Genomic DNA, 12,990 nt, shown 5'->3' on the forward strand with positions numbered 1-12,990 from the left:
CAGGATTGAGCGGGGCGATACGCGGCGGTTGCCTGTAGGGAGGCGATCTTGAATAATTGCTCAACTGAGAATTATTTGCAGAAACTGATGATCCCCCACGCCGCCGTGCCGCCCCGTATCCTTTCCATAGAAGACGACCCCGTACTGGGTGCTTATGTTCATGAGCATCTGGGCCGCAGCGGGTTCGACGTCACTTGGTGCCAGAACGGCCAGGAAGGCCTGGATATCGCCTGCCGGCAGGCTTTTGACGTCGTGTTGATGGACATCCTGCTGCCCGGCCTGGACGGTCTCGCGGTGTTGACGCATTTGCGCAAGCGCCAGGCGACGCCGGTGTTGCTGATGTCCGCGCTGGGCGCCGAAGCGGATCGCATCAGTGGCTTTCGCCTTGGTGCTGACGACTACCTGCCCAAGCCCTTCAGCATGGTGGAGCTACGGGTGCGCATCGAGGCCATCCTGCGGCGAGTCGCGCTGGACCGACGTCCGGCCCAGGTGGCGATCCTGCGCCAGAGCCAGGATCTGGGTTTCGACGAAGAGCGCAGCGATGTGCAGGTCCAGGGACAATGGGCGGGGTTGACGCGCAGCGAATATCGCTTGCTGGACGTGCTGCACCGCAGCGGCGAAGAAGTGTTGAGCAAGGCCTTCCTGTACCAGCACGTGTTACAGCGCGGTTACGTCCCCCACGATCGCAGCCTGGACATGCATGTCAGCCAGATACGCCGCAAGCTCAAGGCCATCGGCTATACCCAGCGCGAATTGCGCACGGTGTGGGGCAAAGGCTATGTCTTGAGTGTTGTCGATGAAATGGTCTGACCTGCCCGGCAGGCACTCGCTGTTCTGGAAGCTGGCATGCCTGCTGGTAGCGTTCTGCTTGCTGATGATCTGGCTGAGCTGGTCCTGGGGGCGCTACATGGAAGTGCGCAATCAGTTCCTGTCGGACGAAGCCCGCGGCACCCTCACGCGATACGCCGCCGAAGCTGAGCAGGCGTGGCTGACCGATGGAAGCGCGGGCGTCGATCAATGGGTCTACGCTATGCAATATCGTGAAGCGAGCTGGGTAGGGGTGATTGGCGGTGACTTGCAGTCACTGAGCGAACACCCGCTCACGGACAGGGAAATCGAGCGCCTCACCTTTCTGCGCGGCCTCGATTGGCCCATCCACAAAAAGGGACGGCCGTGGTTGCGGGTGCCTTTCCCAGAGAATCCGTCCATCGGCAGCTTGGTGATCGAACTGCCCGAGCGTTTCCTGCCGGGACGTTATCGAGTGTTCTGGCGCGTGATCACCAACGGTGTCATTCCTGGGCTGTTTACCCTGCTGCTGTGTGTCGGGCTGTATCGCTTGCTGGTGGTGCCGCTCAATCAGCTGCGCGAACAGGCCAATGCCTGGCGCGCCGATCAGTTGAACGTGCGCCTGCCTGCCCGTACCACCGATCGCGCCGACGAACTGGGCGAACTGGGCCGCGCTTTCGATCAAATGTCCGAACGCCTGCAATCCACCGTCGCCCTGCAACAGCAACTGCTGCGAGACCTGTCCCATGAATTGCGCACGCCCTTGAGTCGCTTGCAGGTGGCGGGCGACAGTGAGCAGGACCTGATTCGCCTGCGCGAGCGCGTCGCCCGGGAAGTCGACTGCATGCAGGGGCTGGTCGAAGACACCTTGCAACTGGCCTGGCTCGATACCGACCGGGCGCCGTTGCCCGCCGAAGCGATCCAGGTCCAGGCGCTGTGGGAAATGCTCACCGAAAACGCCTGCTACGAAACCGGCTGGCCGGCGAGCCAGTTGCAATGCGCCGTCGACGCCAGCTGCTGGGTGCAAGGCAACCTCAATACTTTGGCTCAGGCCTTGGAAAACATCCTGCGTAACGCTATTCGCCATTCACCGCCCGGCGGCATTGTGCGCCTGGATGGTCGGCGTGAGGATGGGTTCTGGCTGCTGTGGCTGGAAGATGAAGGCGGCGGCGTGGCCGAGCAGGATCTCAACCGCATCTTCGATCCGTTCATCCGCCTGGATGGCTCCCGGCCAGGGAACGGCGGGTTTGGATTGGGGTTGAGCATCGCTCGCAACGCGGTGGAGCGCCAAGGCGGGCGGGTGTGGGCGCACAATGGCGTGAAAGGGTTGCGCTTGAATCTGCGGCTGCTGGCCGTTGAGCCGCACACCGCCGACGTGGCGAGAGAGCTTGTTCCCGCTGGGGCGCGAAGTGGCCCCTTACAAACGGCCTGAAATACCGCGAAGTCCCGATTGGGGCGGCTTTGCCACTCAGCGGGAGCAAGCTCCCTCGCCACGGGACTGCACCGATTCCTAAAGGCTTATTCCCATAAGCCATAACCCCCTCACTTTGCGTGATATGGCCTCGCCCGGTTTGCCGGTATGATAGGCGCCCCCGCAGCCCGGATTGCGAATACGCCATGACTTTGCAGTACCCAACCATCGCCGATTGCGTCGGCAACACTCCGCTGGTTCGCCTGCAGCGCCTGCCTGGCGCGACCAGCAATACGCTTTTGCTCAAGCTCGAAGGGAATAACCCGGCGGGTTCGGTCAAGGACCGACCGGCGCTGTCGATGATCACCCGCGGCGAGTTGCGGGGCCAGATCCAGCCCGGCGATACGCTGATCGAGGCGACGTCCGGCAATACCGGCATCGCCCTGGCGATGGCGGCGGCGATCAAGGGCTACAAGATGATCCTGATCATGCCCGACAATTCCAGCGCCGAGCGTAAGGCCGCGATGACAGCCTATGGCGCCGAATTGATCCTGGTAACCCAGGAAGAAGGCATGGAGGGCGCCCGGGACTTGGCCGAACGCATGCAGGCCGAGGGGCGTGGCAAAGTGTTGGATCAGTTCGCCAACGGCGACAATCCAGAAGCCCACTACACCACCACCGGCCCTGAGATCTGGCGCCAGACCGACGGCACGATCACCCATTTCGTCAGCTCGATGGGCACCACCGGCACCATCATGGGCACGTCGCGCTATTTGAAAGAACAGAACCCGAACGTACAGATCGTTGGCCTGCAACCAATGGAAGGCTCGGCCATCCCCGGCATCCGCCGCTGGCCCGAAGAGTATCTGCCGAAGATCTACCAGGCCGACCGCGTGGACCGCATCATCGACATGGCCCAGAGCGAAGCCGAGGACGTGACCCGGCGCCTGGCGCGGGAAGAAGGCATCTTCTGCGGCGTGTCTTCGGGCGGTGCCGTGGCGGGCATGCTGCGCCTGTCCCGGGAAGTTGAGAATGCGGTGATCGTCGCGATCATCTGCGACCGTGGCGACCGTTACCTGTCGACCGGCATTTTCGACGCGCCCAACTGATGGCCAAGCAAGAAAGAGGCTTGCGCTTCCAGCCCAGCGGCGGAAGCCGGGCCCCGCAAGTGCCCACCGGTAAAAAGCAGCGCTTGACCATCGAACGCCTGGCCAACGATGGCCGGGGCATTGCGTTTGTCGACGGGCGCACCTGGTTTGTCATCGGCGCCCTGGCCGGTGAAGAAGTCGAGGCGCGGGTGCTCGGTGCCCACGGCAAGGTGGTCGAGGCCCGCACTGAACGGGTGTTTTCGCCCAGCGAGCTGCGTCGTGCCGCGCCGTGTGTCCATGCCGGTCGCTGCGGTGGATGCAGCGTGCAGCATCTGCCCCACAACGAACAACTCGCCCTTAAACAGCGCATGCTCGCCGAGCAGCTGTCACGGGTGGCGGGCGTAGAGCCGCAAGAATGGGCCGAGCCCTTGAGCGGGCCGGAGTTTGGCTACCGGCGTCGAGCCCGGGTGGCAGTGCGTTGGGATCAGAAAGCGAAGAAGCTCGAAGTGGGTTTGCGTGCCGTCGGCAGCCAGGACATTGTCGCCATCGACCAATGTCCGGTGCTGGTACAGCCCTTGCAGCCGATCATGAGCCGCTTGCCCCAGATGCTTCGTCGCCTGGGCAAGCCCCAGGCGTTGGGCCATGTGGAATTGTTCGCCGGCTCGTCCCTCGCGCTGCTGTTGCGGCATATGGCGCCACTGTCGGAAGCCGACCTGACGATCCTCAAGGATTTTTGTGCGTTCCACGAAGCCCAACTGTGGCTGCATGGCGAAGGCGAGCCGCAACCGGTCGATCCGGGACGCTCCCTGGGCTATCGCCTGGAAACCTGGGACCTGGACCTGGCTTACCGGCCAGGGGATTTCATCCAGGTAAACGCCGCCGTCAACGAAGCGATGGTCGCCCAGGCCTTGCAATGGCTAGCGCCTCGCTCCGAAGAGCGGGTGCTGGACCTGTTCTGCGGCCTGGGCAACTTTGCCTTGCCACTGGCCAAAAGCGTGCGCGAGGTGGTGGCGGTGGAAGGCGTGCAAGCCATGGTCGACCGTGCCGCGGCCAACGCCGTCAGCAACAATTTGCATAACACTGCTTTTTTTCAGGCCGATTTATCCCAGCCATTGGCGGGGGCCGAATGGATCGGCGAAGGCTTTTCTGCGGTACTCTTGGACCCACCCCGTGACGGTGCTTTCGAGGTGGTGCGCAAGCTGGCATCCCTGGGTGCCAGGCGGTTGGTTTATGTATCGTGCAACCCGGCAACTTTGGCGCGGGACACGGTCGAATTGATCAAGCAGGGCTACCGGTTAAAACGTGCCGGGATTCTCGATATGTTTCCTCAGACGGCGCATGTCGAGGCCATGGCGTTATTTGAAGCGAGCCAGGATGGCTTGTCCGACTGACCCGTTCGTGCACTCCGCCACGGCCCTGGGCGGAAACACGGGCAACGAAGGTCAGCGATGTTGACGCATTGAATCTGCGTCGTAGGGAAGGTAAGTAAAGATGGTACAGGTGAGAGCACACCAGCCGATCAACACTGACGGCAGTATCAATCTCGAGGCTTGGCTCGATCACGCGGTCAGTATCGACACGGCACTGGATCGCGAAGCCTTGAAGGCCGCTTGCGAGTTCGCTCGCGAGGCGGAGCAGCAACACAATGCGGCGAAGAACCTGTGGTCCGAAGGCACCTCGAGTTTCCAGACGGGCCTGGAGATCGCCGAGATCCTCGCCGACCTCAAGCTGGACCAGGATTCGCTGGTCGCCGCGGTGCTGTACCGCGGCGTGCGCGAAGGGCAGATCCAACTGCCGGTCGTCAGCCAGCGCTTCGGCACCGTGGTCGCCAAGCTGATCGACGGTGTGCTGCGCATGGCGGCAATCAGCGCCAGCCTCAGTCCGCGGCAATCCATGGTGCTGGGCACCCAGGGCCAGGTAGAAAACCTGCGCAAGATGCTCGTTGCCATGGTCGACGACGTGCGTGTCGCGTTGATCAAGCTCGCCGAGCGTACCTGCGCGATCCGCGCCGTGAAATCCGCCGACGACGAGAAGCGCAATCGCGTTGCGCGGGAAGTATTCGACATCTACGCGCCGCTGGCTCATCGCCTGGGTATCGGTCACATCAAATGGGAGCTGGAGGATTTGTCCTTCCGCTACCTGGAGCCCGACCAGTACAAGCAGATCGCCAAGTTGCTGCACGAGCGACGCCTGGATCGCGAACGCTTCATCACCGACGTCATGACCCAGTTGCGCGAAGAGCTGCAGGCCACCGGCGTGGAAGCCGATATCAGCGGCCGGGCCAAGCATATCTATTCCATCTGGCGAAAAATGCAGCGCAAGGGCCTGGAATTCAGCCAGATCTACGACGTCCGCGCCGTTCGCGTGCTGGTCCCTGAAATGCGTGACTGCTACACCGCGCTGGGTATCGTCCACACGTTGTGGCGGCACATTCCGAAGGAATTCGACGACTACATCGCCAACCCCAAGGAAAACGGCTACCGCTCGTTGCACACCGCCGTGATCGGCCCGGAGGGCAAGGTGCTGGAAGTGCAGATCCGCACCCACGCCATGCACGAGGAAGCAGAGCTGGGGGTCTGTGCCCACTGGAAATACAAGGGTACCGACGTCAAGTCCGGCTCCAACCATTACGAAGAAAAAATCTCCTGGCTGCGCCAAGTGCTGGAATGGCACGAGGAACTGGGCGACATCGGCGGCCTCGCCGAGCAATTGCGGGTCGATATCGAACCGGACCGGGTCTACATCTTCACGCCTGACGGCCATGCCATCGACTTGCCCAAAGGCGCGACGCCGCTGGATTTCGCCTACCGGGTGCACACCGAGATCGGCCACAACTGCCGTGGCGCCAAGATCAACGGGCGGATCGTGCCGCTCAACTACAGCCTGCAAACCGGTGAGCAGGTCGAGATCATTACCAGCAAGCACGGCACGCCGAGCCGCGACTGGTTGAACCCGAACCTGGGCTACATCACCACCTCGCGGGCACGGGCGAAAATCGTCCATTGGTTCAAGTTGCAAGCCCGCGACCAGAACGTCGCCGCCGGCAAGACCTTGCTCGAACGCGAGCTGAGTCGCCTGGGCCTGCCGCAGGTGGACTTCGACAAGCTGGCCGAAAAGGCCAACATGAAGACCGCCGAGGACATGTTCGCCGCCCTTGGTGCCGGCGACCTGCGCCTTGCGCAACTGGTCAACCTAGCCCAGCAGCTGGTGGAGCCGGAGCGGGGCAACGAGCAACTGGAGCTGATTCCGCGCAAGGCCACCGGCTACAAGCCGGGCAAACGCGGCGACATCCAGATCCAGGGCGTGGGCAACCTGATGACCCAGATGGCCGGTTGCTGCCAGCCGCTGCCGGGGGATGCGATCGTCGGCTACATCACCCAGGGTCGCGGCGTGAGTATCCACCGCCAGGACTGTGCGTCAGTGCTGCAATTGGCGGGTCGCGAACCGGAACGGATCATCCAGGTCAGCTGGGGCCCGGTGCCGGTGCTCACTTATCCAGTGGACATCGTCATCCGCGCCTACGACCGTTCCGGCTTGCTGCGTGACGTGTCCCAGGTATTGCTCAACGAACGCATCAACGTGCTCGCGGTGAATACCCGCTCGAACAAGGAAGACAACACCGCGCTGATGTCCCTGACCATCGAGATTCCGGGGTTGGACGCGTTGGGGCGGTTGCTGGGGCGGATTTCCCAGTTGCCGAACATCATCGAGACCCGGCGTAATCGGACGCCGGGCTGATCGCTGGTTGTCTTGGTTGATGTGGGAGCTCGCTCCCACATGTTTTTTTGTGACGGGACGGATTGATGTACAGCCTCGAAGACCTGCTCCACCTGATGAACCGGCTGCGGGACCCGCAGTACGGTTGCCCCTGGGACATCAAGCAAACATACGCCACCATCGTTCCCCATACCTTGGAAGAAGCGTATGAAGTGGCTGACGCGATCGAGCGTGGCGATCTTGATCATTTGCAGGGTGAGTTGGGCGACCTGCTGTTCCAAGTGGTGTATTACAGCCAGTTGGCCCGGGAGGAGAACCGTTTCGAGTTCGCCGGCGTGGTCGACAGCATCACCCGCAAGCTGATCCGTCGCCATCCCCACGTGTTTCCCACCGGCGAGTTGTATGCGCCCGTGGATATTCCGCGCCTGAGCGAAGAGCAGGTGAAGCAGCGCTGGGAGGAAATCAAGGCACAGGAGCGAGCTGAAAAGACGTCGGCGCCCGAGCAATTGTCGCTGCTCGACGATGTGCCAGCGGCGCTGCCGGCCTTGTCCCGTTCGGCAAAGTTGCAGAAGCGTGCCGCACAGGTGGGGTTCGACTGGCCGGGACCGTTGCCGGTACTGGACAAGGTTCGCGAGGAGCTGGACGAAGTGCTCGAAGCCATGGCGGACAATGATCCGGCTGCCATCAATGACGAGGTGGGTGACCTGTTGTTCAGCGTGGTCAACCTGGCGCGACACCTCAAGGTCGATCCCGAGACTGCCCTGCGTGGCGCCAACGCAAAGTTCGAGCGACGGTTCCGATTTATCGAACAGGCATTGCGCGACACCCGTCGTCCCATGGAAGATTGCACCCTCGAAGAGTTGGACGCCTTGTGGGGCGAAGCCAAACGTCAGGAAAAGAATTTGCCCAGCTGTGGCTGAGGCCGTTGCCTAAGTGAGTAAGCACCATGAGCCTTTCCCTTCGCGACCAGTTGCTCAAAGCAGGGCTGGTCAACCAAAAGCAGGCCAAGCAGGTCGGCAAAGAGAAACAGAAACAGCAGCGCCTGGCCCACAAAGGCCAGGTCGAACTGGATGATTCCCAGCAGCGGGCGGCTCAGGAAGCCATGGCCGAAAAGGTCAAGCGCGACCAGGAGCTCAACCGTCAGCAGCAGGAAAAGGCCGAGCAGAAAGCCCGTGCGGCGCAGATCAAACAATTGATTGAAGTCTCGCGCCTGCCAAAGCTGACCACTGACGACTACTACAACTTTGTCGATGACAAGAAGGTCAAGCGCATCTCGGTCAACGCGCTGATGCGCAACAAGCTGAGCAGCGGCTCCCTGGCGATCGTCCACCACGCCGGCGGCTATGAAGTGATTCCGCGTGAAGCGGCGCTTAAAATCCAGGAGCGCGATCCCAAGCGCATCGTCCAGCTCAACACCCAGACTGAAGAAGTCGATGCCGATGATCCGTACGCGGCTTATCAGATTCCTGATGATTTGATGTGGTGAGGATGAACTGATCGCAAGACCTGTGGACGACCTGTGGGAGCGAGCCTGCTCGCGAAAGCAGTGTGTCAGCCAATACTGTTTGACTGATGTACCGCTTTCGCGAGCAGGCTCGCTCCCACATTAGGGTATATGTTGTTTTTCAGGATTGCGCGGTCTCACGCAAGCGCTGCAGTTCCTCTCGCTCCAGCTCGGCCTTATAGCTGCGGGCATCTGTTTCGGAGTGGAACATCCCCACCAGCAAATCCTGTTGATGCACATCCCAGATCCGGATGCCGGCGGCAATGCCTTCGTGGGACATGTGGGCGTCGTCGCGTTCAGTTACTTTCACAGTCATCTTGCAAGCTCCAATCTCTGTTATCTGCAGCAAGGCGTGTGCAGGGTTTTGTTATAGATTTTGATAGCGTGCTAGGTAAATCCCTCGGTTCGTTAAGAAGTTTTCATGAAAGTCCAACGATCCTGGAGACCAGGCGGTGCGCGGCATTCGGTCGCAGGTGGTTTTTCATGAAGAAGTTTTCATGTCGTCAAGCAGGCTCGCTCCCACAGGGGTAGGTGGTGGGCTTGGAATAGCGAACAAAAAAAAGCCCCGCATATGCGGGGCTTCGTGTTGTTGATGTGGATCAGCTGCCTTTCACAGCCTTGCCGTTGACCGTGCCGTCCTGGAGCATGATGTTGTACTCCTTGCCGTCAGTCTCGACCTGTTGCAGGCGTACCAGCAGGTAGTCCCAGTCCTTGGCGAACCAAAGCACGGTGATGCGCTTGCTCTGTGTCGGGTCGCGCACGCGCTCGACCTTGATCGCGTCGATCTGGCCGGCCTTGGTGTCGACTTTCTCCGAGCCCAGCACGCGGAAGTCATAGGTATCGACTTCGCCATCATCAACGACCTGGTAGCTCATGCTTTTCTTGCCGGCCGCGACGTCATGCTGAAGGGCGAGCTGATAAGTGGATTTGTCGACCATGCCCCGGTTCAGCGGGATCTTGACCGCGTCACCGCGATCGGTGCCGGTGACCATCTTGGTGTTCCAGTCGAAGTCCAGATCAGCCTTCTTTGCCTTGCCCAGACCACCGCGCTCGAAGTGGTAGGACTGTGGCAGGAGAGTGTCCTTGTCCAGGGTCAGGGTGCTTTCTTCGGTCAGGCTGGCGATCATCATCGAAGCCTTGAAGCTCAGCTTCCAGATGCCGTTGGCCTCTTTGGTCAGGCTGCGTTCGGCGGTGCCGCTCATGGGCAACTGCTTCCAGTCGGCGGTGTAGCTGGCGGAGAACGGTTGAAGGTCTGCCGCTTGTGCCAGGGGCAGGGCAAGCAGAGCGCAAGCGAAGAGCAGGGCGCGACGCATAAAATCTCCTAGTATCGAATCAAATGGCCGCTGGCGGCGAGCAACTGGCCGTCCAATGAGGCTCCCCGATCGTCGAGGGCCAGCCGGCCTTCGGCAAACCAACGCACGGCCATCGGGTAGATCTGGTGCTCGCGGGCATGGACCCGTTGCGCCAGGCTTTGCGGCGTGTCGTGCAACTCTACCGGTATTACTGCCTGTACGACCAGTGGTCCGCCATCGAGTTCCTCGGTGACGAAGTGCACCGAGCAGCCATGCTCCGTGTCTCCGGCCTCCAGCGCCCGCTGGTGAGTGTGTAACCCTTTGTATTTGGGCAGCAGCGAAGGATGGATATTGAACAGGCGGCCTTGGTAATGACGCACGAAGCCGGCGCTGAGGATGCGCATGAAACCGGCCAATACCACCAGTTGCGGATTGAAGGCGTCGATCTGTTCGATTAACGCGGCATCGAAGGCTTCGCGGCCTTCGTATGCCTTGTGATCCAGGACGCGGGTGTCGATCCCTGCGTCCGTGGCACGTTGCAGGCCGTAGGCATCTGCGCGGTTGGAAATCACCGCGCGAATACGGACCGGGCTGTCGCCGGTCCGCGTGCTGTCGATCAGGGCCTGCAAGTTACTGCCGGTGCCGGACAGCAGCACCACCACGTCACAGGTTGCGGACATCAGTGTGCCTTAAGGTTTTGCAGCTCGACTTGCGCAGCGCCTTCGGCCGCGGTGGCGATCTGGCCGATGACCCAAGGCTGTTCGCCTGCGTCACGCAGCACGTTCAGGGCAGTCTCGACGTGCTCCTGGGCCACGCAGATGACCATGCCCACGCCGCAGTTCAACACGCGGTGCATTTCGGTTTCGTCGACGTTGCCTTTTTCCTGCAGCCAGTCGAATACGGCCGGGCGGGTCCAGCTCGCCACGTCGACCACGGCCTGGGCGCCTTTTGGCAGCACGCGCGGGATGTTGTCCAACAGGCCACCACCGGTGATGTGGGCCATGGCCTTGACGGCGCCGGTGTCCTTGATCAGCTTGAGCAGCGGCTTGACGTAGATGCGGGTGGGGGCCATCAGCAGGTCGGCCAGCGGCTTGCCGTCGAGCTGGGTGTTCTCGATGTCCGCGCCCGAGACTTCGATGATCTTGCGGATCAGCGAGTAGCCGTTGGAGTGCGGGCCGGAAGAAGGCAAGGCAAGCAGGGCATCGCCGGCGGCAACTTTCGAGCCGTCGATGATTTCGGCTTTTTCCACGACGCCTACGCAGAAACCGGCCAGGTCGTAGTCTTCGCCTTCATACATGCCAGGCATTTCAGCGGTTTCGCCGCCCACCAGGGAGCAGCCGGACAGCTCACAGCCGGCGCCGATGCCGGTCACGACCTGGGCAGCGGTGTCGACGTTCAGTTTGCCGGTGGCGTAGTAATCGAGGAAAAACAGCGGCTCGGCGCCGCAGACCACCAGGTCGTTCACGCACATGGCCACCAGGTCGATGCCGATGCTGTCGTGCTTGTTCAGGTTCAGGGCCAGGCGCAGCTTGGTGCCGACGCCGTCGGTGCCCGAGACCAGTACCGGTTGCTTGTAGCCGGCCGGGATCTCGCAGAGGGCGCCGAAACCGCCCAGGCCGCCCATGACTTCCGGGCGCGCAGTGCGCTTGGCGACGCTCTTGATGCGTTCGACCAATGCTTCACCGGCGTCGATGTCCACACCGGCGTCCTTGTAGCTCAGGGAAGGTTGCTTGCTCATGATCCAGGCCTTTAAAGGGGGGAATTCTGGGTAACGACCGATCGCCGGGGCCCTTGGATAACCGATGTACGATTATTCCGGATGCCCAGCCATTGCCGGTCTGCGAAGGCGCGCGATTTTATCAGGCTTGTGGGGCAGCGGCCATCCTCGCGCCGACGGGCAGGGTCATATCCGCCAAAAAAACCGATATTTCTTCTGTTGGTACTGCACGGCGCGTCTGTATAAGGTGTAGCGGTAAGCGACTGTGGTTGTGACAGTGTCGAAACTTGCCTCGGGCGGCTGAATGTTTTGCCGGGCGCCGTGTCACAGCCATGCTCAGTCTTCTCCACACGGCCGGTGCCAGCCGTTTTGTCCGGGAATTTTCCATGCGTTTGTTCAAACTCTTGTCTGTTGGCTGCCTGTCGCTGATCAGCCTGGCGAGCCATGCCGAAACCCTCAACAACCTTTATCAGGTACGTGAACCGGTCAGCAGCCAGGCACCGGACGAGCGTAACCAGGCAACCTTGCGAGCGCTGGACACCCTGGTGCTGCGCCTGACCGGCGACGCCAAGGCCGCGCAGAACCCTGGCCTGGCGGCGATCCGCAAGGACCCGCAACAAATCATTCTTCAATACGGCTACGACGCCGGCCCGCCGGAAAGTCTGCAGGTGGATTTCGATCCCGCCAGCACCGACCGGGCGTTGCGTTCGGCGGGGTTGTCGCTGTGGGGCGCGAATCGCCCCTCGATCCTGGGCTGGTGGCTCAACGACTCGGTAGAAGGTTCCAGCCTGGTGGGGGATGGACAGGCCAGCGCCACGCCGTTGCGCCGCGCTGCCCAGCACCGGGGCTTGCCGCTGCACCTGCCGCTGGCGGACTTGAGCGAGCAGATTGTCGCCACTGCGCCGAACCTTGAAGGCAACGACCCGGCGCCGTTGCGCGAGGTGTCGGAGCGTTATGGTTCCGACGCGTTGCTGGCGGTCCACGCCAAGGAAGAGGGTGGGCAGTGGCAAGCGACGTGGCGCCTGTGGCTGGGCGACCAGCGCGAGCAGGGCAGTGCCCAGGGCGGCGATCCTGCCGCACTGGCCGACGCCGTGATGTTGGCGGTGAGCCAGCGCCTGGCGCCGCGCTTCGTGGCCAAGCCGGGGGTGGCGACGGAACAATTGCTCGAAGTGCAGGGCATGAACCTCGAACGTTACGCGGCGCTAGGGCGGTTGCTCGAACCGTTCGGTGGGCAGTTGCAGCGGGTCGAAGGCGACGTGATCGTCTACAAGGTCAATGGCAGCGCCGAGCAGTTGAAGGCACAACTGGCCTTGGCGAAACTCCAGGAAGTACCCGCCGGTGAGGTTGTCGCGCCGCCGCCCGTGGCTCAGCCTGCTGCCGATGGAACAATCTCGCCCGCGCAGCCAACACCGGCGCCGACCCCGAACCTGCGGTTTCGCTGGTAGGATTTCTTCCTTTATAGAGTCAGGAGTGGT

The 12,990-nt window shown here is 61.9% G+C and carries 12 protein-coding genes; 8 read left to right on the top strand and 4 right to left on the bottom strand.

Features of this window, described 5'->3' with window-relative positions; translation table 11 throughout:
* Positions 1–87: 87 nt before the first annotated feature.
* The 7 genes from J3P90_RS06530 (at position 88) to J3P90_RS06560 (ending at position 8,488) form a co-directional block, all read left to right on the top strand.
* A complete protein-coding gene (locus J3P90_RS06530) occupies positions 88–810 on the top strand; it encodes a response regulator transcription factor (RefSeq protein WP_434676549.1) in 723 nt (240 codons plus the stop codon).
* Complete coding sequence (locus J3P90_RS06535) at positions 797–2,218, top strand: histidine kinase sensor domain-containing protein (RefSeq protein WP_434675992.1); 1,422 nt, start codon at positions 797–799, stop codon at positions 2,216–2,218. Before J3P90_RS06530 ends, J3P90_RS06535 begins: the two co-directional genes overlap by 14 nt.
* A 185-nt stretch (positions 2,219–2,403) precedes the next feature.
* Positions 2,404–3,306, top strand: coding sequence for a cysteine synthase CysM (gene cysM / locus J3P90_RS06540; protein ID WP_420767457.1), 903 nt, complete (start codon positions 2,404–2,406; stop codon positions 3,304–3,306).
* A complete protein-coding gene (rlmD, locus tag J3P90_RS06545) occupies positions 3,306–4,676 on the top strand; it encodes a 23S rRNA (uracil(1939)-C(5))-methyltransferase RlmD (RefSeq protein WP_434675993.1) in 1,371 nt (456 codons plus the stop codon). Before cysM ends, rlmD begins: the two co-directional genes overlap by 1 nt.
* A 100-nt stretch (positions 4,677–4,776) precedes the next feature.
* Entirely contained in the window at positions 4,777–7,023 is a 2,247-nt protein-coding gene (gene relA / locus J3P90_RS06550; RefSeq protein ID WP_030142406.1) for a GTP diphosphokinase, read from the top strand.
* A 65-nt stretch (positions 7,024–7,088) separates the two neighbouring features.
* The gene (gene mazG / locus J3P90_RS06555) at positions 7,089–7,922 is read left to right on the top strand and encodes a nucleoside triphosphate pyrophosphohydrolase (protein WP_420767455.1); all 834 of its coding nucleotides are present in this window, start codon (positions 7,089–7,091) and stop codon (positions 7,920–7,922) included.
* A gap of 26 nt (positions 7,923–7,948) precedes the next feature.
* The gene (locus J3P90_RS06560; RefSeq protein ID WP_420767454.1) at positions 7,949–8,488 is read left to right on the top strand and encodes a DUF2058 domain-containing protein; all 540 of its coding nucleotides are present in this window, start codon (positions 7,949–7,951) and stop codon (positions 8,486–8,488) included.
* Positions 8,489–8,627: 139 nt separating this feature from the next.
* Here J3P90_RS06560 and J3P90_RS06565 read toward each other — a convergent pair whose 3' ends face one another.
* The 4 genes from J3P90_RS06565 to purM all read right to left on the bottom strand — a co-directional run bounded on the left by J3P90_RS06565 (position 8,628) and on the right by purM (position 11,536).
* Entirely contained in the window at positions 8,628–8,822 is a 195-nt protein-coding gene (locus tag J3P90_RS06565; RefSeq protein ID WP_434675994.1) for a hypothetical protein, read from the bottom strand.
* Positions 8,823–9,105: 283 nt separating this feature from the next.
* Positions 9,106–9,819 carry a DUF3108 domain-containing protein gene (locus J3P90_RS06570; RefSeq protein WP_420767452.1) on the bottom strand — a complete coding sequence of 238 codons (714 nt, stop codon included), beginning with the start codon at positions 9,817–9,819 and terminating at the stop codon, positions 9,106–9,108.
* 8 nt (positions 9,820–9,827) lie between these two features.
* Positions 9,828–10,478 (bottom strand): phosphoribosylglycinamide formyltransferase, encoded by a 651-nt coding sequence (gene purN / locus J3P90_RS06575; protein WP_434560195.1) that lies wholly within the window; start codon positions 10,476–10,478, stop codon positions 9,828–9,830.
* Positions 10,478–11,536 (bottom strand): phosphoribosylformylglycinamidine cyclo-ligase, encoded by a 1,059-nt coding sequence (purM, locus tag J3P90_RS06580; protein ID WP_420767450.1) that lies wholly within the window; start codon positions 11,534–11,536, stop codon positions 10,478–10,480. Before purM ends, purN begins: the two co-directional genes overlap by 1 nt.
* A 365-nt stretch (positions 11,537–11,901) precedes the next feature.
* On the opposite strand from purM, the gene J3P90_RS06585 reads away from it, so the two are divergent.
* The gene (locus J3P90_RS06585; protein WP_434560193.1) at positions 11,902–12,960 is read left to right on the top strand and encodes a DUF2066 domain-containing protein; all 1,059 of its coding nucleotides are present in this window, start codon (positions 11,902–11,904) and stop codon (positions 12,958–12,960) included.
* Positions 12,961–12,990 lie beyond the last annotated feature (30 nt).

The organism is Pseudomonas sp. D3-10 (assembly GCF_051132175.1).
Classification (GTDB): domain Bacteria; phylum Pseudomonadota; class Gammaproteobacteria; order Pseudomonadales; family Pseudomonadaceae; genus Aquipseudomonas.

What these genes read in the sequence shown, in the direction of transcription:
- J3P90_RS06535 (WP_434675992.1), top strand. Translation starts at nt 797, where the DNA reads ATGAAATGGTCTGACCTGCCCGGCAGGCACTCGCTGTTCTGGAAGCTG.
- J3P90_RS06565 (WP_434675994.1), bottom strand. Translation starts at nt 8,822, where the DNA reads ATGACTGTGAAAGTAACTGAACGCGACGACGCCCACATGTCCCACGAA.
- purN (WP_434560195.1), bottom strand. Translation starts at nt 10,478, where the DNA reads ATGTCCGCAACCTGTGACGTGGTGGTGCTGCTGTCCGGCACCGGCAGT.
- cysM (WP_420767457.1), top strand. Translation starts at nt 2,404, where the DNA reads ATGACTTTGCAGTACCCAACCATCGCCGATTGCGTCGGCAACACTCCG.
- J3P90_RS06570 (WP_420767452.1), bottom strand. Translation starts at nt 9,819, where the DNA reads ATGCGTCGCGCCCTGCTCTTCGCTTGCGCTCTGCTTGCCCTGCCCCTG.
- mazG (WP_420767455.1), top strand. Translation starts at nt 7,089, where the DNA reads ATGTACAGCCTCGAAGACCTGCTCCACCTGATGAACCGGCTGCGGGAC.
- J3P90_RS06530 (WP_434676549.1), top strand. Translation starts at nt 88, where the DNA reads ATGATCCCCCACGCCGCCGTGCCGCCCCGTATCCTTTCCATAGAAGAC.
- relA (WP_030142406.1), top strand. Translation starts at nt 4,777, where the DNA reads ATGGTACAGGTGAGAGCACACCAGCCGATCAACACTGACGGCAGTATC.
- J3P90_RS06585 (WP_434560193.1), top strand. Translation starts at nt 11,902, where the DNA reads ATGCGTTTGTTCAAACTCTTGTCTGTTGGCTGCCTGTCGCTGATCAGC.
- purM (WP_420767450.1), bottom strand. Translation starts at nt 11,536, where the DNA reads ATGAGCAAGCAACCTTCCCTGAGCTACAAGGACGCCGGTGTGGACATC.
- rlmD (WP_434675993.1), top strand. Translation starts at nt 3,306, where the DNA reads ATGGCCAAGCAAGAAAGAGGCTTGCGCTTCCAGCCCAGCGGCGGAAGC.
- J3P90_RS06560 (WP_420767454.1), top strand. Translation starts at nt 7,949, where the DNA reads ATGAGCCTTTCCCTTCGCGACCAGTTGCTCAAAGCAGGGCTGGTCAAC.